The following is a 24766-nucleotide window of genomic DNA, read 5'->3' on the forward strand; positions in this document are numbered from 1 at the left end:
AATCACCGGGCTCGTGAGAAGGTATAAACGAATGACCAGTAAGGATACTGAGATTGATCGATTTTTAGTGGGTACGGTGCCAAACGATACGATAACGTCTTGGTAATCAGCACGGACTGTGAGCGCTGCAAATCATTTCTAAGCTGAATCCGATATTTGCCAACTGGCAGCGTCCGCTTCAACATCAGTGATTTAAATGTCCGGTAAAGTTCATAGTGCTGATGGGTTTGCTCGTTAATCAAAGTACCGCTGAATTCAGCTGCCGGTGCCAAAGAAATCTCAAAACGCTTAGCTTTATGATTTAATTGAACTTGCTGACTTAGCGTACCATACGGTTTGATTTTGGTCTTCTTGGCATCAAATTGCAGTGATAACTGACTTTGCTGTACAGCCACATCGTGCCCCTTGGTAGTAGATAGTGCATGAGGAGCTGAAGCATAGGTCGCTACTAAGACAACGACCGCTACGAGGGCAACCCAGCCTTCATTTTTAGTGCGCAATCTAATCCGTCGCTCGGAAACGAGTGCCAAACTTGGTACGGCACAAAGGATCCCAAGCAACGGAATCATGACTTGTCCATAGCGACTTTCTGTTTCCCATAATAGGGTGTGAAAAGCAATATAGCCTAAAGCGGTTAGAATAGTTAACATAATTCGTGGATCATCCGTTGACTTTGAACGTCTCCGCCATAAGCGCAAACAACGCAGCAAGGTTTCGGCGTAAAGTAAGACAAAGCCGATTCGCATGATCACCATACCCATAGAAGACAACTGCAACTCAAATCGTTGATAGAGTTTCGGTGCAGCAACGTAGCCACCAGTGTAGGCTTTAGGCATGAGCGAAACGTTTAATAGGATGCTGGCTTTTTCGATCCAGCGCGTCACGATGCCCACTGGACCTAATTTTGCTAGCCGTTCCGGTAACGCCTTGTTTAAATAATCCTGCTTAGCTTGTTTACCCTGAATCGAGCTGAGTGTTTCAACGTCTTTAATATCATATCGACCAGCGTTGTGCGGATTATAACTCATCCAGACCCAGTGCATGGCTGGAAAGGCATATTCATTATCAGCGTGATAGTGACTAGCAGCTTTCAACCCAGCAGACGTTGGTACGGCTAGAACGAACCCCAAGATGATAATCAGGAACGGTGTTTGGATGGCTTTCAACTGCTGACGATTTTTAAACAGTAGCCAAATCGTGACTAACAAAACCGCCACCAGCAAAACGATCAGATTAGGTTTGACCACTTCACCAATAATCACCGAAATGAGTAAGCCGGCTCCCGTGAGTCCCTTTTTGGTTTGGTTAAAAGAAGACCAGCCGATTAAAACGTTAAACACCACAGCCAGACAAACGAGGGTAGGCAAATCGGAATAAAAGACTTGTAAGTAATACGTATAGGCAAACGGACTGACCAAGAAGAACAGGGCAGCTAACAAAGCAGCGCTGTTTTGGTGACTCAAACGACGAACTGAACGTAAAATAGCAATAATAAAAGTATCAAGCAAAATAAAGGATAATAAATGGATACCCCAATACGTATCCAGATGAAGCAAGTTCGTTAGTTTAAGCCATCCGCTCATGAGTACCGTCAGCGAAACGTTATTTGGAAACCGCTGGAAGTAAAGTGAATCATTCCAGTTTAAATGACCGTGGCTGAGCTGTTCAGCCTGCACGAGAACCCGAAATGGATCATGATAAACAGAAGCCGGTAAGAAACGAAGTACCAGTAGCTGAATTACCATCATCAAAATGATAATCACAGCTAATATCCAATTAACCGTTCGTTGTGAAAGCTGACTCGTCCATTTTAAATAGAGCGGCTTTAAATACCAGATAGCCAAACACCCAATTAAAACCAAACAAGTGGCCTTAAGATTAAGCGGCACAAAAATATTGGAGATGATTCCTATCAGCATTGCGCAAGCTAATATTAAGGCTAAAACTGAAGTAATACTAATTTTTCTGATTCGCATGAGAAACTCCTAGTTAATTTAATAATTTGATTATTCCCGTTGCTTTGATAACACGTGGCTAAATGACAGGCGTAAAACACTCCACCAACCCAATGACAGACACAATCCCGCTAACACGTCACTGGGATAGTGAACAAATAAATAGATGCGATCAAAGCCCATCATTGCTAGCCAGAAAAGACTGATCAATCCAAGTAAGAAACGAACGGATGCTGAGTGACATAGCGGTATCACGATCAAAAGGATGACCAATACCATCGTCGCAGTTGAAGTGGTATGTCCACTAGGAAAACTATAGCCCGCTTGAGCCACTAGTTTTCCTAGTGGCCGTGGCCGCTGCATGATCATTTTAAAAATAGCCATTAGTGCGTTAATGCCAACTTGAGCGGTCAATACCCAGCCTGCCTCAAAGCGATGACGACGCAACCAGAGAATTAGGGAGATCAGCAGACAAATGATCGTGTTGGCGGATGGGGTGCCTAGGAGCGCAAACCATTTAAAAAAAATGGTCCTACTAGGTTGCCTAACGCCAATTGCCAATTGCTGTCCCCAAGCGTCAAAATCACCGATCCAACTGGCGTGAAAATGAACTCCCATTGCTAATATTAGAAAACTTAACCAAGTCAGCATAGCAACTCCCCACCAAAAACGGTTTGCTTGCTGTCGTATACGCATAATATCAAGTCCAGTCTGTAAAATAATGATGCGTAGTCCTGTTTTAGCTATAATCTTATATGGCGCTCAGTTTTTCAATCAATAAGAATTGTGAAAATTACCATCGATTAGATTTTTAACAGCAACTACCCTTAAATGTAATTTGGAAACATTATAAATGACACGCGAACAATTTAATAGTAGACTAAAACAGTCAAAAAAGGCTGCTTTGAAGATAAAAATTAAAAAAATTTTAGGATGATAACAGGTAATTTTCACAACAAATCGGTTATAATACGAATATTAGTAGAATAGATTGTTCATAGTGTTCCCATTCTATAACAGTCTATTCGTTAATCAGCATAAGAGACATTAAATTTCCCGTAGAATCCGAAAGGGTGGAGAGAATATTGATCATAGATGGTAAAGCACTATCCAATCAGTTAGATATCAGCATGAAAGCGGAGGTCAAAGCACTCCGCGAAGAAGGTATTGAACCTAAACTGGTTGTGATTATTGTTGGTAACGACCCCGCCAGTCAAATATACGTCCGCAACAAGCACCGCAAAGCTATCAAATTGGGTATTACTTCAATCATTGAACGTCGGCCCGCAGACTTTACCCAAGCTGAATTACTGGCATTAATTGACCAGTACAACCGAGACGATACTGTTCACGGTATTTTAGTTCAACTGCCATTACCGAAACAAATTGACAAATCTGTGATTATTCGCGCTATTGCACTTGAAAAAGATGTTGATGGCTTCAGTCCCGAAAACGTCGGCAAACTTTTCAGCAATAGTCACGAACATTACCCAGTTTCCTGCACACCCAAGGGTATTATGACGATGCTGGCACATTACAAGATTGATCCAGCAGGCCAGCATGCCGTGATTGTTGGTGACTCTAACATTGTTGGACGGCCAATGGGTGCATTACTGCTGAATGCTGGTGCAACGGTAACGTATACCCATATTCTAACGCAGGACCTATCGTCATTTACCCGTACAGCCGATATTTTGATTGTGGCAACCGGAGTCGCTCATTTAATCAAAGCAGACGATATTAAACCTGGTGCTACTGTAATCGATGTCGGGATGGATCGGGACGAAAACGGTAAATTAGTGGGCGATGTCGACTATGATCAAGCTAAAGAAGTTGCTGGCGCCATCACGCCTGTCCCAGGTGGGGTTGGCCCTATGACGATTACGTCGCTCATGCAGCAGACCCTTGAACTCACCAAAGTCGCTAATCATCGAGCATTAGAACCTGTTAAGTAAAAACTATATAACATATAGCGTCCAGTTTTCATTGTCTAAAACAAATTTCCCCTGTTTTCTAATCCACTTTTGCGGTAATGTAAAAGTATTATAAAATTGGGGGACAATGTATGAACTGGACGCTATTTTATTTGGTTGTTTTTGTTATATTCAGTTTAAACACCGCTGCAGCAGTGTTTACGGTGTTCCGAGAACGTCGTGATATTGCTGCAACGTGGGCGTGGTTGCTAGTTTTGAACTTGTTGCCGATCATTGGGTTTTTAATTTATGCTTTGCTTGGGCGAAAATTAACCCATCGACAGTTAAATAAGGTGCAACGTCAACCCGACGCTGAATTAACGGACGCCTTGTCACAGCAACAGGCCTCGTTACCACCATATTCTTCAGGTGATACCCACCAGGAATCATCCGTTAAGAACATGATTCGCTTATTCCAAAACGTTGATAACGCCTTTGTGACGTTAAATAATCAAACTGAGATTTTTACAGACGGTACAACGTTATTTAATAATATGCAACAAGAGATTCTGAATGCCCAACACGTGGTTTACGTTGAATTTTATACGTTTTACAACGACCAGCTTGGACAGCAAATGCTCAGTGCTTTAACCACCAAAGCTCAAGAAGGAGTTACAGTTCGCGTACTGTACGATTCTTGGGGATCAATGGGGACTAAGCGCGATTTCTTTGAACCATTGCGTGATGCTGGTGGTTTTGCTGAACCATTCTTGGGCATCCACTCAAACTGGCGCGATTTCCGTCTAAATTTCCGGGATCACCGTAAAATTGTTGCCATTGATGGCTGGACTGGCTATATCGGCGGTTTCAATATCGGTGATCAGTACGTGGGACGTTCAAAGAAATTCGGCCATTGGCGCGATACCCACATGAAGGTAACGGGGGATGCAGCTTTAGCTCTCCAAGAACACTTCATTTCTGACTGGAATGCCACGGTTCCTGAAAATGAACTGGAACGTACCATGCAGCATTTTCCCAAAGCCAGTGATGAAATTGGTAAAACAATGATGCAAATTGTGACCAGTGGACCCGATTCCGATATTGAACAAATTAAACTAGGGTATTTGCGTATGATCAACAGTGCGAGAAAAAGGCTCTATATTCAAACACCTTACTTGATTCCAGATGACAGTGTATTAAACGCATTACGGAGCGCCACCTTATCTGGCGTCGATGTCCGAATCATGGTTCCTCATATGCCAGATCACCCCTTTGTTTACCGGGCGACTCAATACTATGCGCGGTTACTAGCGGAAGATGGCGCGAAAATCTATTTCTACCAAAATGGATTTATCCATTCTAAAGTTGTGATGATTGATGACGCCATCTCGTCTGTGGGTTCCGCTAATATGGATTTTCGAAGTTTTAAACTGAATTTCGAGGCAAACGCCTTTGTTTACGATTTTAAAATTTCCCGTGAACTTCGAGATATTTTTGAGAATGATATCAAAGAAAGTCAATTAATTACGGCCGCTGACTTTCAAAATATGTCACTGTGGCTACGTTTCAAACAGGCTGGTTCACGCTTACTTGCGCCAATATTGTAATTAAACTAAAGATTCCTCAACGTACGCTAGCTGATTTAATCAATCAGTCAACGTATGTTGAGGAATCTTTTTAATGACTATTTAGTTGCGGCACCTTTATAAATACCTAAGCGCTTTGATTCACGCTCCAGATATTGATGCATGGTCCGCGGCTTGTGATCCAATAATGCTTCCAATGTAAATGAAGAACTGTCCCAGCCCCATTTACGCATGGTCCGGACTAAACGAATAAAGGCTTCGTATGAATAACTGTCGCCACCGTGGAAGTACTGTGGGAAGTAGTCGGCAAGGTGATCTTCGTCAACGTATTCAGCAGTAATCTTTTTGCCAGTGACTTCAGTCATCATATCAGCGACTTCATAACTGTTTAGCTTTTCGTTGCACAGTTGGTAAACACCCTTATCGAAGTATTCAGGACGATCAAGAACCTTCAAGATAACGTCGGCTTCATCGAGAGCATCGAACCATGACATTCGCTTATCAAGCGGGGTGTAGTTAGGAAACTTACCCAACTTGTAGAACTGTTCTAGGAAGACATCGTGGTTATACCCAGATGGTTGTAGAACAGTCCATAACATGTGGCTTTCGAACCCACGGTATAGCAAGTAATGTTCAACTTTTTGTTTCATCATATGGTGCAACTTAGTATCCAAGTTAGGGAAGAGCACTGAAATATCGATAAATTGCTTAACGTCTTCCTTGATGGCAGCGTCAATCGCAATTTTACCCATCACATATTCTTGGAATGAGAAGAGGGTAGGGATATAGACAACTTGGTCAACACCCTTCATGGCCTTTTCAACTTGATCAGCTTTAGTAGCATCAATGACCATTGTTTCTTTAACACCTTGTGCCTTATAGTCAGCTACTTTAGGATTAATATCCACAGCACGAATATCAACACCATGTTGTGCCAAATAGGGAACGATTTGGCGACCAACAGATCCACATGCACTTGTAATTAGTAACATAATAACTTCCTCCTAGACTGAATTAGTTTTCGAGATTCTTCAGAACTTTTTTCATGAAGTTAATTCCCGATTTCAACTCAGAATCGCTTAACCCGGTTCTGATATCCGTTTCTAATTGGTCAGCTGAATCAAGGAGAACATCTTGTTTAGCCAAGGCTTTCGCTGTTAGTGCAATTTGCTTACTGCGAGCATCATCGGGATTCGGAATCCGCTTAACAAATCCCTTTGTTTCCAACTGATGTAAAAGTCGTGTAACAGTGGGGCTGGAAAGCTTGAATTGCTTTTCCAAATCAACTTGTCTAACAGCTCGATCTTGATTAACCATTAGGCAAGACAAAAGATTAAACTGCGGTTGAGTAAGCTGAAATTGAGCGAGTAGGACATTGCTCTTCTTATCAAACTCAATTGCAGCCTCTTTGAGATAGATTCCGATCCGGTTCCGTTGATTCAGCAAGTCATTACCCCCCAAAAGCAGATTGTTAATGAAATAGTTAGCTAGCTAGGATTCATTACTTATATCTTAGCATGCTAGGAATATTTTGCAACCGCTTTCTTTAGTAGGACCAGATCATGCTTGAGTACTATGGAAAAATGACGATAGAGAAGGCTAAATTAGTAAACTTAATAAAATATAGGTTTTATTAAGTTTACTTAAAAAACGCAATTTAATCTTCCCCTCGCGGAAATAACGTTCTGAGGGGAGTTAATACCATGAAGAATATAGCTAAACAAAGGCCATTAAACCCAAAAATACAGTAAAATATGGCGAAAAAGCTGATTTGAAAGTGGTTCAAACAGCTAAAAACCTGAATTTACGATGTTTTAAGCATAATAATAAGCCAAACTGTGAATTTAAAACGCCAAAAAGTGACTAAATTACTGTAAAAGCAGCTGTTTGTCGACGCAAACAGCGTTCATATAGCATTTAAGAGCAAACTCATACAACAATTGCACTAATAATTAGCACAATTTACATCAGGATCGTTAAACTGTATATCTTGAATTGAAAATTGAGCTAACAGCCAATATATTCGATGTCTTGGTCTTGCTAGATGGACACTACGATGACTAAACTAGTACCTGATTGTTTCAATCTAATGATAAACGATACAAAACAATGTAATTTATAGAATCCGTTGTAATTTAACAACTATCTACAAAAACAAGAAACTGGTCTCAGTAGCAACAATAAGTTAACAATCAAACTACGTAGATGATTGTAGGTGATTGTTCGGCGTTCATACGACACACGTTCGTTCATTCTGGTGTGTAGTTGTCCGAATGATGTTCTCAGTTGCGCCAATTTAATTCAACTAGTCAGCCGGTTTGATTGTTATCGTAATTTGATAGTCGATAACTTAAATAAACGCAATCAATAAAACAGGGGAGTATTTTTAACGTTAATTACAGGTCTACTTCTGTTTTCTTTCTCTACTTTACATAATATATATTATTCAAAGTAGTTAATCAAAGAAATTAAGCCATCATTTTTACAATCACAGATCTCTATCCAATTCACTTTCCTGAACAATTCCATTCTTTTTTAATTCCAAAATAAAAAAGCACCGCATTTGCTAGTGCTCTTTTGAATCTGCAGAATTTGTTTTCTCAAATCGATTATTAAACCAGATTGCCATGATTCCTGTCACAGTTCCAACAACGCAAATCACTAATAGCAACACCACAACAAAACCCGAATACTTTCTCGTTGCATTGATAATCATTGCTACCAATATCGCAACAGCTAAAATGTTAACAAATGTCAGAACGATTTTTTCAGTCCCGTTATGTTTTGCTAAATACAGCGAAATGGCATATACACCGATATAACTTAAAACGCTCACCAAAACCTGATATGATAAATTATGCTTACTCATTGCAGAAATTACCGTGATTAAGCACAGACAAATTGCGGTGATCCATGATGTCATAGCATATTTTTTATACAAAGCGAACAACTCCCTAAAGTACGTATATATACTATTATCGGTGATTTCTAGGGATTTGCAACCGATTTGCTAGAAGTTATTACTCAAACAACGTTTTATATTGCCCATAACCAGCCTGTTCAAGCTGATCCGCCGCAATAAACTTTAAAGCTGCGCTGTTAATGCAGTACCTTAATCCACCGGCATCCTGAGGACCGTCAGTGAAAACATGACCCAAATGTGATTTTGCTTCAGTTGAACGCACTTCTGTCCGATACATGCTATGTGATGTATCTAAATGCCGCTTAACAGATTGCTTTTCGATTGGTTTTGTAAATGACGGCCAGCCACAACCGGCGTCATATTTATCTAGTGAGCTAAACAGTGGTTCGCCACTCACAACATCAACGTAGATACCTGGTTGATCGAACTGATCATACTTTCCACTGAATGGTGCTTCAGTTGCGGCATTTTGAGTGACTTCGTAAGCTGTTTGGGACAATTGTTTCCGTAACTTTTGCTCGTCTTTCTCCATTTTTTACCAACTCCTTGATTAATCAATTATAAATAATAGGTTGTGTACAATTTAAATTGTAGGCTACTTAACCATTTTTAGCAATATTTAGGTTCTTTAACAACTATGTAAAAACCAGCTTATCAGTAACCATTGTTGTCTTGGTGAACTGATAAACTGGTTTTTGAATTAAATGACATTAAAATCAGTCATACAGATTACCCCGCAAAGTTGATTGCTCATAATGAGTCCGCAACAAGCCTCGTTCTTGAAGAATTGGAACCACGAGTTCAACAAAATCGGTCATACTTTCTGGATAAGTTGGAAACATTAAGTTGAAGCCATCAGCCACACCATTCTCAAACCAATCTTGCATCATATCAGCAACTTCCTCAGCAGAGCCAACCACAGTTGCGTGCCCTCCTGCACAAGCCAACCGTTGTAAGAGTTCCCGAACGGTTGGCTGTTCGGTTTCGACGATCCGTTTGATAACTTCAAACCGTCCTTTAGGTCCTTGAAAATCGGCAACCTCAGGTAATGATGGCACCGGACCATCTAAGGGCCAATCCGCTACTGGTAAGTTCAAGAAATCGCTTAGTTGTGCCACCGAATCCGCGATCGGCAAAGCATCGTCTAGCTTTTTCTGCTTAGCGGCGGCTTCCTCATAGGTTCTGCCTACATATGGTACCAATCCAGGTAAAATGATGGGTACATCTCCCGTTCGGTGATAGTTTTGAGCTCGCTGCTTCACGTCATCGTAGTACACCTGGGATTCAGCCCGATCCCAGGCAACCGAGTAAATAGCTTCCGCATACTTAGCGCCCAAATCCTTTCCTTGCTCAGATTGACCGGCTTGAAAAATTACGGGCCTGCCTGTTGCCGAAGTTGGAATGTTTAACGGGCCACGAACGTCATAGAATTCACCATGATGGTTGATTGGGTGAATTTGGTCAGTGTCTAACCAGCGATCATGTTCGGCATCGTTAATAATAGCGGTTGCTGGAAATGATGCCCATAATTCATTTAACGTTTGGATAAATTCATCAGCTTGCCGATAGCGATCAGCGTGATTGGGCAGTGCTTCAAACCCGTGATTCTGCGCTTCTTCATCAAACATTGAAGTGACAATATTAACCCCTGCCCGACCATGACTAATGTGGTTAAGACTACTAATCAGCCTAGCAGCATTGTATGGATCATACAAAGTAGAAGAAATTGTGGGAACTAGCCCAACATGCTCAGTAGCAGTTGCAACGGCTGTCATACACGTAATTGGTTCTAGATAGTAAGAAACCCCACCGTAGTAACCACCCATAATGGCTTGACCATCAGCAAAGAAAATCGCATCGAAACAGCCCTTCTCAGCTAATTGACCTAAACGCTGCCAGTAACGATAATCACCCACTTGTGTGATGGTTGAATTTGGTCGACGCCAGGCAGCGCCGTGGTGCCCAGAACTAAACAGAACAGTTGCTAAATGCATCATTTTATTCATTAGATATGACGTCCTTTCCTAATTACTCAGTGATATTAGTCTTACTAACCGCATGCTGCATTGCATCAAATCGTAAAGTAATCAACTTAACCATCACACCATCAAATAATAGACCGGAAATAATATTCACAACGAAAACTAAAACAAGCAATCCTGGTTTAAACTGCTGATAACCGTAAACAAAGTAATTGTAAATAAACGCTGCAATACTGGCACCAAAGGCTCCCCAAAGACAACTGGACCAACTAAACCGCTGATACTTACTCTGATTCGGGAAAAAGCCCAGTTCGTTTCCGCCTCCTTGAATGATACCGTACAACAAGGTCATAGCACCCCACTGGCCACCAAGAAACATTTCAACCACTGCCGCTAAAGTTTCCCCAATAACCCCCGCTCCGATTTTTGGAACAAAATACATGGCTAATGGTGCCGCGATGAACCAAAGGCCGGCGAAGGCACTATCAACTACCGGGCCAAGCCCAGTCGGCGTAACAGCTACTTTAACCAAATTGTAGAAAAAATTTATCACATAGGTATAGATAATGCCACAGAAAATACCAATCAAAGTCACTAAAATAATGGCTCTAATGTCCCAACGAGTCGCCTTTTTCATTAGAGTTCACCTGCCTGCCCATCGAGTGCCGATTCTGTCCAACTCGCCCAGGATATTTGTTTAGTTGCAGCATCCCAAAAATACCATTCCAATAAGCAGCTTCTAAGAAAAGCTTGTTTTGCAGCAGCTAATTGCGACTCTGTTGTGCGAGCTGCTTCTCGGTCAATGATAGCCATAAACTTGTCCGAAATACCGTCTTTGCCAGCAAATTCTCCGTGCTGCAATTCGTCAACCCACGGATAAAATGGGTTATCCTGATGTACTTGATCACTTTGACTAAGGAACTTACCTAGTTCAACATATAGCCAAATACCGGCTTCAAACGGTGTCAAAATTGCCAGCAGATTAGCGGATGATAGCGGTGCAAGAATGTGTTGCCGATACAAAAAAGTAATTGGCTGAACTGCGGCATCATACTGTTGTGACCATTCATTATGATTGTTGTGTGATAACTGCTGGAACAAAGCGCTCACAGATTTTAAATGTCGACTGAGCTGATCGGCAAACAATCGTTGATCGTCCACCGTCTTGCTGTTAGCAATCAAAGCTGTTTGAACAATCGTTTCAGCGTTAGCATACTGCAGATCTTGTTGAATATAGTATGCCAGCGCTTTTGCATCCACTTGGTTGTGGAGAACAGACTGGATAAACGGATGTTGCTCATTAGCAATCAAATACGGCTGACTGGCTTTAATTAATTCTTGTGAAAATGACATATCAAACACCCCTTTTGTTTGGGGTCCGGGGTGGTCAAATTAGCTGAGTTTACGAAAACAGCCCACTCAATGATACGAGTGGGCTGTTAGTCAATTAAAGTTAAATTCGACTAAAGGCAAATGGTTCTCCCTACGGCAGTACTAACTGCATCAGGTTCCTTGGGTATGTCTCAGCTGATCAAACAGCACCCCAGACCACAAAACGATATTTTCGGTACACTTGAATTAAACAAGATTAGTTTGTTATTGTCAAGCAACTGCATTTTTCTGCTTAAATAATATAAAAGAAGCAGTCCAATAATTTAGACTGCTTCTTTTGATTACCATTCAATTAAGCTTCGAAAGCTTCTTGCAATGGTGGTACCACTTGCTTCTTACGTGATACAACACCTGGTAAGTTTGCACGATCATTCTTCAAAGTTGTCTTGAAGGCTTTTTCAACCATGTCTTTAGGTTCACCAACAACGAATAACTCGGAGTTGCTGTCCAATACATTAGTTGCCAAAACGAGGAACAAATCGTAGCCCTTTTCAGCGGCTTCGTCGTTCATCGCCTTCTTGATGCCATCTTCACGGCTGATGACATCGTTTAAATCAACCGTGTTGATCTGGTCGATACGAATACTCTTGCCACCCATGGTAAATGATTTAGCATCGCCTGAAACTAATTCAGCGTCAGACTTTGCGGCTAAATTAGTCCCCGCCTTTAACATCTCAATGCCATAACTTTCATAGTCGATGTCAGCAATTTCAGCAAGTGCTTTAACTGCTTCACGATCTTTGTCAGTGGTGGTTGGTGATTTAAGCAACAAGGTGTCAGAAATGATAGCTGATAGCATTAACCCTGCTAACTGAGCTGGGATATCAATCTTGTTTTCCGCAAACATGTTGGTAATGATGGTGCTAACACAGCCAACTGGTTCTGCACGGTAGTATAGTGGTGCAGCTGTGTTAAAGCCATTGATCCGGTGATGGTCAACCACGTGAGTAACTGTAACATCAGCAATATCGTCAGCTGATTGTTGTGGTTCGTTATGGTCAACTAACATAACGGAATCGACTTCGTTTGAAACAGTCTTAACGACACGTGGTGCAGCCACACCAAAGTGCTTCAGCACAAAACTAGTTTCCATGTTAGGTTCGCCAAGTGCGACGGCTTCAACATCATAGCCCAACTTTGTTTGTAAATATGCGTATGCCATTGCAGCAACGATGGCATCGGTATCTGGACTCTTGTGTCCAAAAACGAGTTCTTTTGACATAAATTTATCGCTCCTCATATCAATAATGATTTTACATACTAATCATACTATTAATTTTGCTGAATTTCTTGTAAACGTGCCAAATAATCTTTAGTTTTCAGATATTGATCAAATTGTGCGAGAAAATGTCCAATGCGTGGAATCTTATCTTTCCCGCTTCTGAAGACGAAGGCCAGTTCAAAGCGAATGTTTGGTTCAAAACGCGCAGTCCAAGTATCAGGCTGTTCACCTTGTCCAACCACAAATGAGTTAGGTAATGCGGTATATGCGCCAGTCGCATCAGAGAACCGAAGTAGCTGGCTTGGTGTGGTAAACTGCGCCACACTGGTTGGTAAGTCAACCATTGCGTTCTTAAAGGATTCGCGCATAACGTGATTCAAGTAATACTCAACTGGATAAGTGACCCATGGTTTGTTAGGCGTATCAGCAAACTTGATCCGTTTCTTCTTGCTGAGCTTTTCATCATGGTGAATAAAGAGTAAGTCATCGCTAATGATACGTTTAGATTCGTATGGTTTCCAATTCTTAATTGATTCATCTGGTAAGTACATGATTGCTAGGTCAATTTGGTTGTTTTCAAGCTTATCCCAAATTTCCTTACGGGTCAGCATATGCAATGTAATCTTCACATCCGGATTTTCCCGGTAAGATTGAATTACAAAGTCTTCAAAAACGCTGTCCTCAACTGATGATAGCATCCCAATATTAATGTCACCTTGAGTGGCACTAGTTGATTGCTGAATCTCATCAGTAGCACTGTTTAGCACATCATAAATCCGGTGTGTGGCATCCAGCATGGTATAACCAGCATCGGTTAGACGCAACTTCTTACCAACGGAATAGAATAAACGAGCACCAACTGTACGTTCCAATTTTTTAATTTGCTGAGTTAACGCAGGCTGGGTAATACCCAAAATTTGAGCGGCTTGCGTATAATTCATCGTTTCAGACAATTGAAGAAAATAAGTCAATGTCTTAGATGAAAAAATACTTTCTTGCTTACTTTTCATGTGGGAACCTCCTATTTGGGTTGTCCTTAATGTTTTATTATCAAAACTATAATAACCATCTTCGGACAAATACGCAATTATTGTAATCCGAAAATAACTAATTTCTAATAAAAATTAAGACAAAGTTAAAATAGTTGGTTTACTCCGCAACACTTCTGGAATTCCTTCCGATTCTGTGTCAATGACAAATGAACCGTTCGAATAACGATTATTCATTGGGTGCTCTGCTGGCAAAATATCATGCAACCGTCGCCGATCCGTGATTACTTCAAGTGGTGACGAGGCATCAGGTAATTTAATAAAATCAACCACTTCATGCGGCTGTGACTTTAGGGCATGCAGAACTAATACGCCTTTCCGCGCCCGACTCGTCACTGGCAGTTCACTAGCCGACATTTTCTTAAAGGCACCACGCTGCGTAATTAAAGCAACGGTGTCATCATCGTTAACCAGTTGCAAATCAACCACTGAATCCCCTTCACCAAGGTTCATCGAGCGAACGCCGGTGGTCCGGGCACCGTTAATCGAAACTTCGGCTAGGTCAAAGCGTAGCGCTAAGCCTAATCGAGACATCAGCAATACTGACGCTTTAGCAGGCTGTGGCAAATAAGTAACGTTAACGACTTTGGCCTGATCCGATTTTAACTTTTCAAACACCTTGGCACTGGACTTATAGGTACGTCCTGGCAACAGGTTCTCAAAGGCTGTCCGCTTAATGTATCCGTCGTCCGTAGCAATCAAGAACTCACCAGGTGCTTTGAGAGAATTAAACGCGTAGGTGGCGATAATCTCTTCGTCATCGGCAAGACCGATAGTTTGGGAAATGTGCTCACCAGTATCCTTCCAACGGGCATCAGTAATTTCATGAACTGGCCGGTAGATCAAATTACCCTTATTGGTGAACATGAACAAGTGATCCAGTGTACTGAGTTTTTCAGTGAAGATCGGGTAATCCTCTTCTTTAAGCCCGTTGTCTTCCGGATCAGAAGCGTTATAAGAGCGAACGCCACTGCGTTTCAGATAACCGTCACGACTGACCATGACAACCACGTCTTCATCAGGAACCATAACCTCTGTGGAAATCTTCAGTGGTGTAATTTCCGCTTGGATTTCAGTTCGTCGGTCGTTGCGGTACTGCTTATTGATCTCCCGCAATTCTTTTCGTAACACCTTGTTTAAAGCTTTTGGATCAGCCAAGATTTCTTGATAAGTTGCAATGCTTTTGGCCAATTCAGCTGCTTCTTTTTCTAACGCCGTAACGTCGGTATTGGTCAAACGATAGAGTTGCAGCGCCACGATCGCGTCTGCTTGTTCTTCAGAAAAGTCGTAAGTGGTGACCAGGTTATCCCGGGCGTCTTTACGATTTTTACTTGCCCGAATAGTGGCAATGACTTGGTCCAGAATAGACAACGCTTTAATCAGGCCTTCAACGATGTGCTGACGTTTGGCTGCTTTGTCCAAATCAAACTTAGTCCGGCGAGTAATAACGTCTTGTTGGTGTTCCAAATATGCCGCCAAAATCGTCTTTAGACCAACATGTTCTGGTCGTTTATGGTTGATCGCCACCATGTTGAAATTATAGGTGACTTGCAAGTCAGTATTCTTAAATAAATAGTTCAAGATTCCTTGTGCATCAACGTCTCGTTTTAATTCGATAGCAATTGAAAGCCCATCACGATCAGACTCATCACGCACTTCAGAAATACCATCAACTTTTTTGTTTAAGCGTAATTCATCGATTCGTTTAACCAGCGATGCTTTATTAACTTCGTAAGGAATCTCGCTGATACGAATCAACTGCTTGTTGCCACGCAGATCTTCGATAGCTGTTCGTGAGCGGACAACGACACGGCCACGGCCGGTTTCATAGGCTTTTTTAATACCATCAACACCTTGCAGGATGCCACCCGTTGGGAAATCAGGACCCTTAACAAACTGCATTAAATGCTCTAAGTCAGTGTTGGGATGATCCAGCAAATACAGCAGCGCATCGATAACTTCGCCTAAATTGTGCGGTGGAATATCCGTTGCATAACCCGCTGAAATCCCAGTGGCACCGTTCACTAATAAGTTAGGGAACTTGGCTGGTAAAACGGTGGGCTCATATTCCGTATCATCGAAGTTCAGCACCATATCGACCGTTTCTTTATCGATGTCTCGTAGCATTTCCCCAGCAATCTTGCTGAGGCGAGCTTCAGTGTACCGCATGGCAGCAGGCGGATCACCATCCATAGAACCATTGTTACCATGCATTTCAATCAATGGTTCCCGAACTTTCCAATCCTGACTCATTCGGTTTAAGGCTTCGTAGATGGAACTATCACCATGGGGGTGAAAGTTACCCATGACGTTACCCACGGCCTTAGCGGATTTTCTAAATGGTTTGTCGTACGTGTTACCATCCTTATTCATCGCAAATAAAATACGGCGTTGAACGGGTTTCAAACCATCGCGAATATCTGGCAGTGCCCGTTCTTGAATAATTGATTTTGAATAGCGACCAAATCGATCACTCATGACTTCTTCTAATGTGAGCTCTTGAATCTTAGTTCCTGCCACTCAAAGGACTCCTTTCATACCTTATTTGGTTGATGCTGGCTCGTTATGAGCTTCATTTGCTAAATTACTATCGAGAATGCTGCCGTCTTCTTCCATAGTGAACGCAACGTTTTCTTCGATCCACTTACGCCTAGGTTCAACTTTATCGCCCATTAGGGTCGTGACTCGACGTTCAGCTAATGCGGCATCATCGATCCGGACCCGAACCAGCGTCCGGCCTTCAGGATTCATGGTTGTTTCCCAGAGCTGTTCTGCATCCATTTCACCAAGACCCTTGAACCGCTGTAGTTTATAGCCCTTTAATCCCTTAGTCTTAGTAGCCAGTTCTTCATCAGTCCAAGCATATTCGTCAACTTGTTTCTTACCGTTACCCTTTTGGATCATGTACAGTGGTGGTAAAGCAATGTAGACGCGGCCGGCATTGATCATTGGTCGCATGTACTTGTAGAAGAAGGTCAGCAGTAAAATTTGAATATGGGCACCATCATCATCGGCATCAGTCATAATAATGATTTTATCGTAGTTGGCATCTTCAATGTTAAATTCAGAGCCAACGCCAGCACCGATGGTATAAATCATGGCATTCAGTTCTTCGTTTTTCATGACGTCTTCCAACTTGGCTTTTTCCGTGTTCAAAACTTTACCACGTAAGGGTAAAATTGCTTGGAATTTACGGTTACGCCCCTGCTTAGCTGAACCACCGGCAGAATCACCTTCGACTAAGAATAACTCATTTTTATCTGCATTTTTAGATTGTGCCGGTGTTAATTTACCAGACAATAGCCGTTCCTTACGTTTATGTTTCTTACCAGAACGGGATTCATCCCGAGCTTTGCGGGCAGCTTCACGGGCAGTCCGAGCACGCAACGACTTGTGAACCAGCATCTGCGCAAATTCACCGTTTTCCATCAGGTAGTAGCCGAGTTGTTCACTGACGACGTTATCAACGATGGCCCGGGCTTCTGGCGTCCCCAGCTTTTCTTTGGTTTGGCCCTCAAACTGCAGGATTTCTTCTGGTACCCGAAGTGAGATCACCGCAGAAAGACCTTCACGAACGTCAGAACCGTCCAGATTCTTATCTTTTTCCTTCAACAAGCCCACTTTACGGGCATATTCGTTAAAAGCCTTCGTCCACGCACTGCGCATCCCAGCTTCATGAGTCCCACCATCTGGCGTACGGACGTTGTTAACAAACGACAGCAGGTTTTCTGAATAGCCATCGTTATACTGAGCGGCAACTTCGACTTCAACACCTTGCTTACTGCCATCAAAGTACATGATGTCGCCAAGGGTTTCCTTATCTTCATTCAAGTAGGCAACGAATTCCTTGATGCCTTCTTCGTAATGGAAGACTTCTTCGCGTTCCTGATTCTGCCGCTTATCCGTCAGCGTGATTTTAACACCCTTCAGCAAAAAAGCAGATTCCCGAAGCCGTTCAGACAGCGTATTAAAGTTAAATACGGTCGTAGTGAAAATAGAACTGTCTGGTTTGAAATGAATCTTCGTTCCAGTTGGTTTACGGGTATTGCCCTTCTTGATCAAGGTTGTGATGGGGTGACCACCATCCTCAAACTGCTGTTCGTACATTTTGCCGTCACGAACAATGTTAACGGTCAATTCTGAAGACAGTGCGTTTACCACACTAGCCCCAACACCGTGCAGGCCACCAGAGGTTTTATAGCCGCCTTGGCCAAACTTACCACCAGCATGCAGCACCGTTAAGATCACTTCAGGTGTTGGTTTCCCTGAGGCGTGCATCCCGACTGGCATACCACGACCATGATCGGTGACGGTGATGCTGTTATCAGCTTCAATGACCACGCTGATCTCATCCCCGTAACCGGCTAAAGCTTCATCCACCGCGTTATCGACTATTTCGTAAACTAAATGATGCAGTCCACGAGCATCAGTAGAACCAATGTACATCCCTGGGCGTTTTCGAACGGCCTCAAGTCCTTCTAGAACCTGAATCGATGAATCATCATAAGTTGCTTTTTTTCTCGGCACCAAAAAGACTCCTTTCAACTTTTAATTACGATTTTGACTTAGAATTCATGATAACGATAAAATTATTCTGTAATGCAGTAGGAAACATGCTAAAATATTAGCCGTGACACGTCATCATGACAATGGAGGAATGAAACTTGAAACTCGCACTTTTATTATTAATTGCCTACCTCTTAGGCGCGATTCCAAACGGTGTCTGGATCGGCAAGGGATTCTTTCACACCGATATCAGACAAGCTGGTTCTGGCAACATCGGTACCACGAATACATACCGTGTATTAGGTCCGATTGCTGGCACCGCCGTTTTAATCTTAGATTTAGCAAAGGGAACGGTAGCAACCTTACTACCAGTATGGTTCCTGCATATCAGCCTCAGTCAGCATTCGCCCATGCTTTTGCTCTTCGGCTTCATGGCGATTCTCGGCCACACCGTTTCGATCTTTGATCACTTTAAGGGTGGCAAGGCCGTTGCCACCAGCGCGGGCATGTTACTCGCTTACAATCCACTGCTCTTTGTAATCGCGTCAGTGTGTTTTGTTAGCCTTATCTATTTAACCAGCATGGTTAGCCTTGCGTCAATGGTTAGTTTTACGATTATCACCATTTTATGCTTCGTGATTCAGGATTGGTACCTATCTGCATTGGCAGTTTGCTTGACTATCTTTGTTTATTGGCGTCATCGGTCAAACATCAAACGAATCTTGAATGGCACGGAAAACATGGTTTCATTTGGTCTAGGAAACAAGCGGCGACAACGTCAGCAACAAAATAAGGACTGATGATCGTTGCATCACAGATACTATCTTATAAGCAAAAGCAGAGCTATGTCAAAATGATTTTTTGGCATAGCTCTTTTTTTGAGTAAAATTTTAGAAAAAGCGGATCTGAAAACCGACGTTAAATGATTCTTTAGGGCCTGCAGTATGGATGCTCATCTTATGAATGAAATCACCATCGCTATCAACGTTGTCCGCAATCCCCCACCATGGTTCCAAGCAAACAAACGGTGCCCGCTTAGGATAAGGTGACCAGATGCCAACGTATGGGGCATCTTGCAGCGTCAGTGCCACACCATGATCGTTAAGTCTTGTGCTGAGCATCAACGTGGTCTCAACGTGATCTAAGTCCAAGATCAAAGCATCCTGATTAAATAAATCGTGATCCAATACCATTGGTGTAGTTAAATTTAACGTTTTTTCGTGCTTCACGTCGTTGTACGGGCCAACTAATGGGATCTGCTGATAAGCTTTCTTAGGCGCAACCGTTACGGAGTAATCTGAAAAATCTCCATTACCAGGTTCTAGTGGTACATTAAATGCGGGATGACCACCGATTGAAAATGGCAGTGTCACGTCACCACTAGGATTGGTCACCGTATAATGAACCGATAACATGTGTGCATCAAGGGTAAAAGTGACCTGTAACGTGAAATCAAAGGGAAATTTCTCCCGAGTCTCGTCGCTAGCTTCCAATTGAAAAACAGCGTGATCGTCTTCGTGTTCGATAACCATGAAATCCATGTCCCGCGCAAAACCGTGCTGAGTCATACGGTATGTCTGACCGTTCACGGTGTACTGGTCATCCTTCAGTCGACCAACGATTGGAAAGAGAACCGGTGCGTGGCGACCCCAGAATTTAGGATCCGCTTGCCACATATATTCAATCTGATCATCGACGCTCTTAACACTGGTCAATTCAGCGCCATGTTCGTTTATCTTAACCTGTAACTCGTCATTTTTAAGTTCAATCACTGCTTAAACCCCATTTCTGATCAGTCTTCAAGATTAGTATAGACCATTAGCTGGCCCCTTTCAATAACTGAGCTCAGTTTAACTAATCTAGAGGTTAATGCAAAGCCATCAGCTTGCGAAGTCTTCTGAACCTGACTACAATGAAATTAACTTGAAAGCTAATCTTTCACAAGAGGCGATAAATATGTCTAAAGCAGTTTCTAATTTACCAACCACCATGCGAGCTTGGGCGGTTACTGAGCCAGGTCCCATCGATGGTAAGAAAAGCCCACTAGCGTTTACGACGAAACCCGTGCCTACTCCTCAACGAGGCGAAGTTTTAGTGCGAGTGTTAACTTGTGGCGTCTGTCACACGGATCTTCACGTGTCTGAGGGCGATTTACCTGTTCATCAAGAACACGTTACCCCCGGTCACGAAATCGTCGGAGAAGTGGTTGCAATTGGCCCTGACGCACAGCGGTTTGAACTGGGTGACCGCATCGGGGTGCCTTGGCTTCGGTGGACCTGTGGCGTTTGCCAATACTGCCGTTCCGGTAGAGAAAATCTCTGTCCCAATTCGTTGTACACCGGCTGGGATCATGATGGTGGCTATGCCGAGTACACCACGGTGCCTGAAGGTTTTGCCTACCGTATTCCAGAACGGTTCGATTCGCAAACCGCTTCACCCCTGCTCTGCGCGGGAATTATTGGCTACCGGGCTTTTCGCCGGGCTAACGTGCCGGCTGGTGGCCGTCTTGGACTATACGGTTTTGGCGGTTCTGCTCACATCACAGCTCAATTGGCCATTGATCAAGGCATTGAAGTCCACGTTTTAACTCGTGGTAAAGATGCCCGGAAGTTTGCTCTATCATTAGGTGCTAAATCGGCCGCGGGAGCTTATGATCTGCCACCTGTCAAACTGGATTCTTCAATTATTTTTGCCCCAGTCGGTGACATCGTCCCCAAGGCACTTGAAGGGTTGGTTCCTGGTGGCACCTTGGCTTTAGCCGGGATTCACTTAACCGATATTCCACAGTTAAACTATCAAGATCATATTTTTCACGAAAAGAATTTGACTAGTGTTGAATCCAATACTCGGTCTGATGGTGAAGAATTCTTAAAACTGGCAGACCGGTTAGATATTCATCCAGAAACCACACCATATGCCTTTGACAAAGCGGATGAAGCTTTACGCTACGTTAAAAAGGGCGATATTCGTGGTGCTTGTGTTTTGAAGATTGGTGAAGATTAGAGTGTGACATAACTCGGTAGATTCCAGAATTTAACGCAAAAAAACGTATTCCGTCGAACTTTGTCGGAATACGTTTTTTTTGCGTTAAATGGCCGGAATCTGTGTTGTGGCGCAGGTTTAGACTAGATTAAAGTATTGAGCAAAAGTAAACTTTAAGTTGTCTTTAAGTCAAGAAGCCAAATAACATTTTTATCAATATAGACTTATATCATAGATTTTTGTGTTGATGCGATTGTCAAATTAAAGGATATAACGTGACAAATCCTTGTTCTTAACAATGTTGCCGATCTTGTCATTCACGTAACTTTCAGTGATGGTAATGTCACCCATCTGCATATCTGGCCCTTCATAAAGCAGGTCTTCCAGCAGTTTTTCAAGCACCGTGTGTAACCGTCGTGCACCAATGTTTTGGTTCTCATGGTTCAGCTGGTAAGCCAGCTCAGCGATTCGGTTGATGGCTTCAATGGTGAAGGTCACCTTAATGTTATCCGTGCCAATTAAAGCAATATACTGCTTAACTAAAGCGTTATTAGGCTCCGTCAAAATCTTAACAAAGTCTTCCTGGCTTAATTCATCCAGTTCAACCCGAATTGGGAAACGGCCTTGCAGTTCAGCGATCAAATCACTGGGTTTGCTTTCAGCAAAGGCCCCAGCAGCGATGAACAGAATGTGATCAGTATTAATGGCACCGTACTTGGTCTGAACTTGAGTACCTTCAACGATTGGTAAAATATCACGTTGAACACCTTCACGGGAAACTTCGCCACTGTTTTTGTCAGATTTCGAAGTAATTTTATCGATTTCATCGATGAAAATAATCCCCGTGTTTTGGGCCCGTTCAATGGCAGCGTGGTTGATATCCGCGTCGTTAACCAAGGTTTCAGACTCTTCTTGAATTAAAATCTCACGTGCTTCAGAAACTGGAACGGTTCGCTTGATCCGCTTCTTAGGCATCATTTGGCCTAAAGTCGAGCTTAAGTCGATACCCATCTGATTCATCATCGGGTTATTGCCAGCCATGGCTTGTTGTGGATCATCCATTTCGATTTCAACTTCGGAGTTTTCCAATAAACCGTGAGCCAGTTGATCAGAAACCGACATACGCTGATTCTTGACCTCGTCGGTAACTTCTTCTTTTGGCTGCTCAGCAGTTGGCATGTCACCCTTTTGCATCTGAGAAAACATGTTCATCAAGTTTGAAAAATCGGCTTGTTGATTTTGCTTCGGCTTTTTACCGGGAACTAATAACTTCACTAACCGGTTGTTAGCCCGTTTAGTGGCTTCAGCACGGACGTTTTCAAACTCGTTGTCCTTTTCCATCTTAACGGAAACGTCAACCAGGTTACGCACCATGGACTCAACGTCGCCACCAACATAACCAACTTCGGTGAATTTCGTGGCTTCAACTTTGACGAAGGGTGCCTTTACAATTTTAGCTAATCGACGTGCCAGTTCGGTTTTACCAACCCCAGTAGGTCCGATCATTAACATGTTTTTAGGTGTGATCTCTTCTTGCATGTCTTTTGACAGCTGCATGCGGCGGTAACGATTCCGTAAAGCAATCGCAATCGACTTTTTAGCAGCGTCTTGGCCAATAATGTACTGATCAAGGAGCGAAACGATTTCACGTGGTGTTTTTGTAATTGGATCCAAACAAATCCCTGCTTTCTGTTGGGTTATAATTCTTCGGAAATGATGTTGTGGTTCGTAAAGATATCGATGTCACCAGCAATGCTAATGGCAGTTTCGGCGATTTCTTTAGCACTCATGTCTTTAGCGTGGTGGTGCAAAGCTGTGGCAGCTGCTTGAGCGAAATTACCACCGGAACCGATGGCTAAAATGTCATCGTCTGGTGCAATCACTTCACCGGAACCAGAAACCAGCAACATATCCTTATCATTCATGACGATCAATAGCGCTTCTAGTTTTTGTAAGTTTTGGTCTGAACGCCAGTCTTGAGCCAGTTCTACGGCAGCCCGTTCCAGGTTGCCAGAGAATTCATTCAGACGTGCTTCGAATTTTTCTTCAAGTTTAAAGGCATCAGCCACACTGCCCGCAAAGCCAACGACTACCTTATCGTTGTAAATGCGGCGTACTTTATGTGCAGTACCCTTCATAATTACTTTTTCGCCCATCGTAACTTGACCGTCTCCAGCCATAGCATTGTGCCCATTATGACGCACGGCAACGATGGTTGTTGCCTCAAATTTTACTGGCATGTGTTAACCCCTGCTTTCTTTAATCATGAGTGGCGCGCGGAAAGTAACGCCGATAGTCACGCTGAAGCTGCGACTTAGTCACGTGAGTGTAGATCTGAGTTGTGGATAAACTACTGTGGCCCAAAAGCTCTTGCACGGTTCGTAAATCCGCGCCGTGGTTCAATAAATGCGTGGCAAAGGTATGCCGCAGCATATGCGGATGAATGTCACCCGTCAGACTGCTACGATCAATCATTTGATTCAAGACGTATTCCACACCCGTAGATGTAATTGGATCGCCATAATGATTGATGAAAACCACCTCATGTGTTTTATGGTACTTTTGCATCAATGGCTCTCTCGCAGCCTTAAGATAAGTTTGCAGCGCGTCTTTAGCGTAGTGGCCAAAAGGCACGTAGCGCTCCTTATTGCCTTTACCATGAATCAACATTAGCTGACCGTCAAAATCGACGGCGTTTAAGGTCAACCCACATAGTTCACTGACACGGATGCCAGTGGCATAAAGCACTTCAAGAATCGCAGAATCCCGCTTTGCTAACACGGGATCTGGATTTTCACCCGCTGCTTTAAACAGTGCCGTCATTTCCTTCTCATAGAAAAATCTGGGCAGTGGCTGTGAACGCTTCTTTAGCGTCACGTAGGCAAACGGATTGACCTTAACCAGATCTTCGCGAATCAAGAAATCGTAAAACGACCTCAAACTGGAGATTTTTCGTGCAATGGTCGTTCGCGCCTTATGCTCGTCATACAGCTGACTAAGATAAACTTGAACGTCCAGTTTCGACACTAACAGTAAATCAGTGTTGTCACCGGTATCGACTAAGAACTTTTGAAAAGCAGCCAGATCCTCACGGTAAGCCTTAACGGTCTCAGGTGAATACTGTCGTTCACTTTCCAGGTAGGTGATAAACAATTCAACTGGTGTTGCCATGAGAATCGCCTCCATGATTGTAATGTATCAAAAAACCAACCCTGATGCAACACATTTGGTCAAGGTTGGTCAAACTTAAACTTCT

General features: G+C 42.9%; 21 protein-coding genes and 1 riboswitch. Of the genes, 4 read left to right on the plus strand and 17 right to left on the minus strand.

Translation table 11 applies throughout. The features are described 5' to 3' along the window. Positions 1-2: 2 nt before the first annotated feature. Both CES82_RS05175 and CES82_RS05180 read right to left on the minus strand, forming a co-directional pair. On the minus strand, positions 3-1976 hold the full coding sequence (locus CES82_RS05175; protein ID WP_098824250.1) for a glycosyltransferase-like membrane protein: 1974 nt from the start codon (positions 1974-1976) through the stop codon (positions 3-5). Positions 1977-2006: 30 nt separating this feature from the next. Beyond that, the gene (locus tag CES82_RS05180; RefSeq protein WP_098824251.1) at positions 2007-2651 is read right to left on the minus strand and encodes a phosphatase PAP2 family protein; all 645 of its coding nucleotides are present in this window, start codon (positions 2649-2651) and stop codon (positions 2007-2009) included. Between the two features lie 389 nt (positions 2652-3040). Between CES82_RS05180 and CES82_RS05185 the strand changes: the two genes are divergently transcribed. Both CES82_RS05185 and cls read left to right on the plus strand, forming a co-directional pair. After that, entirely contained in the window at positions 3041-3910 is an 870-nt protein-coding gene (locus CES82_RS05185) for a bifunctional 5,10-methylenetetrahydrofolate dehydrogenase/5,10-methenyltetrahydrofolate cyclohydrolase (protein WP_225364844.1), read from the plus strand. A gap of 110 nt (positions 3911-4020) precedes the next feature. Beyond that, a complete protein-coding gene (gene cls / locus CES82_RS05190; RefSeq protein WP_098824252.1) occupies positions 4021-5475 on the plus strand; it encodes a cardiolipin synthase in 1455 nt (484 codons plus the stop codon). Between the two features lie 77 nt (positions 5476-5552). Here the strand turns inward: cls and CES82_RS05195 are convergent, their stop codons facing one another. The 11 genes from CES82_RS05195 to parE all read right to left on the minus strand — a co-directional run bounded on the left by CES82_RS05195 (position 5553) and on the right by parE (position 18549). Then, positions 5553-6446 carry an SDR family oxidoreductase gene (locus CES82_RS05195; protein WP_098824253.1) on the minus strand — a complete coding sequence of 298 codons (894 nt, stop codon included), beginning with the start codon at positions 6444-6446 and terminating at the stop codon, positions 5553-5555. Between the two features lie 22 nt (positions 6447-6468). Then, positions 6469-6900, minus strand: a complete 432-nt coding sequence (locus CES82_RS05200; RefSeq protein WP_098824254.1) for a MarR family winged helix-turn-helix transcriptional regulator — start codon at positions 6898-6900, stop codon at positions 6469-6471. A gap of 1120 nt (positions 6901-8020) precedes the next feature. Then, a complete protein-coding gene (locus CES82_RS05205; RefSeq protein ID WP_098824255.1) occupies positions 8021-8395 on the minus strand; it encodes a hypothetical protein in 375 nt (124 codons plus the stop codon). A gap of 79 nt (positions 8396-8474) precedes the next feature. After that, positions 8475-8909 (minus strand): peptide-methionine (R)-S-oxide reductase MsrB, encoded by a 435-nt coding sequence (msrB, locus tag CES82_RS05210; protein ID WP_098824256.1) that lies wholly within the window; start codon positions 8907-8909, stop codon positions 8475-8477. Positions 8910-9093: 184 nt separating this feature from the next. Next, the gene (locus tag CES82_RS05215) at positions 9094-10383 is read right to left on the minus strand and encodes an LLM class flavin-dependent oxidoreductase (protein ID WP_098824257.1); all 1290 of its coding nucleotides are present in this window, start codon (positions 10381-10383) and stop codon (positions 9094-9096) included. A 22-nt stretch (positions 10384-10405) separates the two neighbouring features. Then, the gene (locus CES82_RS05220; RefSeq protein WP_098824258.1) at positions 10406-10996 is read right to left on the minus strand and encodes an ECF transporter S component; all 591 of its coding nucleotides are present in this window, start codon (positions 10994-10996) and stop codon (positions 10406-10408) included. Next, positions 10996-11712 (minus strand): TenA family protein, encoded by a 717-nt coding sequence (locus tag CES82_RS05225; protein ID WP_098824259.1) that lies wholly within the window; start codon positions 11710-11712, stop codon positions 10996-10998. The genes CES82_RS05220 and CES82_RS05225 overlap by 1 nt, the downstream gene beginning before the upstream one ends. Positions 11713-11821: 109 nt before the next feature. After that, positions 11822-11915, minus strand: a riboswitch (TPP riboswitch). A gap of 128 nt (positions 11916-12043) precedes the next feature. Then, positions 12044-12973 (minus strand): manganese-dependent inorganic pyrophosphatase, encoded by a 930-nt coding sequence (locus tag CES82_RS05230; RefSeq protein ID WP_098824260.1) that lies wholly within the window; start codon positions 12971-12973, stop codon positions 12044-12046. Between the two features lie 50 nt (positions 12974-13023). Beyond that, positions 13024-13983 carry a LysR family transcriptional regulator gene (locus CES82_RS05235; protein ID WP_098824261.1) on the minus strand — a complete coding sequence of 320 codons (960 nt, stop codon included), beginning with the start codon at positions 13981-13983 and terminating at the stop codon, positions 13024-13026. A 114-nt stretch (positions 13984-14097) separates the two neighbouring features. Beyond that, a complete protein-coding gene (gene parC / locus CES82_RS05240) occupies positions 14098-16542 on the minus strand; it encodes a DNA topoisomerase IV subunit A (protein ID WP_098824262.1) in 2445 nt (814 codons plus the stop codon). Positions 16543-16563: 21 nt separating this feature from the next. Next, positions 16564-18549, minus strand: coding sequence for a DNA topoisomerase IV subunit B (parE, locus tag CES82_RS05245; RefSeq protein WP_098824263.1), 1986 nt, complete (start codon positions 18547-18549; stop codon positions 16564-16566). Between the two features lie 137 nt (positions 18550-18686). On the opposite strand from parE, the gene plsY reads away from it, so the two are divergent. After that, positions 18687-19328, plus strand: a complete 642-nt coding sequence (plsY, locus tag CES82_RS05250) for a glycerol-3-phosphate 1-O-acyltransferase PlsY (RefSeq protein ID WP_098824264.1) — start codon at positions 18687-18689, stop codon at positions 19326-19328. Between the two features lie 90 nt (positions 19329-19418). Here the strand turns inward: plsY and CES82_RS05255 are convergent, their stop codons facing one another. Further along, entirely contained in the window at positions 19419-20300 is an 882-nt protein-coding gene (locus CES82_RS05255) for an aldose 1-epimerase family protein (RefSeq protein ID WP_098824265.1), read from the minus strand. A 184-nt stretch (positions 20301-20484) separates the two neighbouring features. On the opposite strand from CES82_RS05255, the gene CES82_RS05260 reads away from it, so the two are divergent. Then, a complete protein-coding gene (locus CES82_RS05260) occupies positions 20485-21531 on the plus strand; it encodes a zinc-dependent alcohol dehydrogenase family protein (protein WP_098824266.1) in 1047 nt (348 codons plus the stop codon). 240 nt (positions 21532-21771) lie between these two features. On the opposite strand, the gene hslU is transcribed toward CES82_RS05260, so the two are convergent. The 3 genes from hslU to xerC are packed head-to-tail and all read right to left on the minus strand — an operon-like array spanning position 21772 to position 24681. Continuing rightward, positions 21772-23184, minus strand: coding sequence for an ATP-dependent protease ATPase subunit HslU (gene hslU / locus CES82_RS05265; RefSeq protein ID WP_098824267.1), 1413 nt, complete (start codon positions 23182-23184; stop codon positions 21772-21774). A gap of 23 nt (positions 23185-23207) precedes the next feature. Then, complete coding sequence (hslV, locus tag CES82_RS05270; protein WP_098824268.1) at positions 23208-23750, minus strand: ATP-dependent protease subunit HslV; 543 nt, start codon at positions 23748-23750, stop codon at positions 23208-23210. 19 nt (positions 23751-23769) lie between these two features. After that, positions 23770-24681 carry a tyrosine recombinase XerC gene (gene xerC / locus CES82_RS05275; RefSeq protein WP_098824269.1) on the minus strand — a complete coding sequence of 304 codons (912 nt, stop codon included), beginning with the start codon at positions 24679-24681 and terminating at the stop codon, positions 23770-23772. Positions 24682-24766: the final 85 nt, after the last annotated feature.

This window comes from Secundilactobacillus silagincola (assembly GCF_002583405.1).
Taxonomy (GTDB): domain Bacteria; phylum Bacillota; class Bacilli; order Lactobacillales; family Lactobacillaceae; genus Secundilactobacillus; species Secundilactobacillus silagincola.

What these genes read in the sequence shown, in the direction of transcription:
- cls (WP_098824252.1), top strand. Translation starts at nt 4,021, where the DNA reads ATGAACTGGACGCTATTTTATTTGGTTGTTTTTGTTATATTCAGTTTA.
- CES82_RS05220 (WP_098824258.1), bottom strand. Translation starts at nt 10,996, where the DNA reads ATGAAAAAGGCGACTCGTTGGGACATTAGAGCCATTATTTTAGTGACT.
- CES82_RS05195 (WP_098824253.1), bottom strand. Translation starts at nt 6,446, where the DNA reads ATGTTACTAATTACAAGTGCATGTGGATCTGTTGGTCGCCAAATCGTT.
- CES82_RS05175 (WP_098824250.1), bottom strand. Translation starts at nt 1,976, where the DNA reads ATGCGAATCAGAAAAATTAGTATTACTTCAGTTTTAGCCTTAATATTA.
- CES82_RS05235 (WP_098824261.1), bottom strand. Translation starts at nt 13,983, where the DNA reads ATGAAAAGTAAGCAAGAAAGTATTTTTTCATCTAAGACATTGACTTAT.
- hslV (WP_098824268.1), bottom strand. Translation starts at nt 23,750, where the DNA reads ATGCCAGTAAAATTTGAGGCAACAACCATCGTTGCCGTGCGTCATAAT.
- xerC (WP_098824269.1), bottom strand. Translation starts at nt 24,681, where the DNA reads ATGGCAACACCAGTTGAATTGTTTATCACCTACCTGGAAAGTGAACGA.
- CES82_RS05215 (WP_098824257.1), bottom strand. Translation starts at nt 10,383, where the DNA reads ATGAATAAAATGATGCATTTAGCAACTGTTCTGTTTAGTTCTGGGCAC.
- CES82_RS05180 (WP_098824251.1), bottom strand. Translation starts at nt 2,651, where the DNA reads ATGCGTATACGACAGCAAGCAAACCGTTTTTGGTGGGGAGTTGCTATG.
- msrB (WP_098824256.1), bottom strand. Translation starts at nt 8,909, where the DNA reads ATGGAGAAAGACGAGCAAAAGTTACGGAAACAATTGTCCCAAACAGCT.
- CES82_RS05260 (WP_098824266.1), top strand. Translation starts at nt 20,485, where the DNA reads ATGTCTAAAGCAGTTTCTAATTTACCAACCACCATGCGAGCTTGGGCG.
- CES82_RS05230 (WP_098824260.1), bottom strand. Translation starts at nt 12,973, where the DNA reads ATGTCAAAAGAACTCGTTTTTGGACACAAGAGTCCAGATACCGATGCC.
- CES82_RS05225 (WP_098824259.1), bottom strand. Translation starts at nt 11,712, where the DNA reads ATGTCATTTTCACAAGAATTAATTAAAGCCAGTCAGCCGTATTTGATT.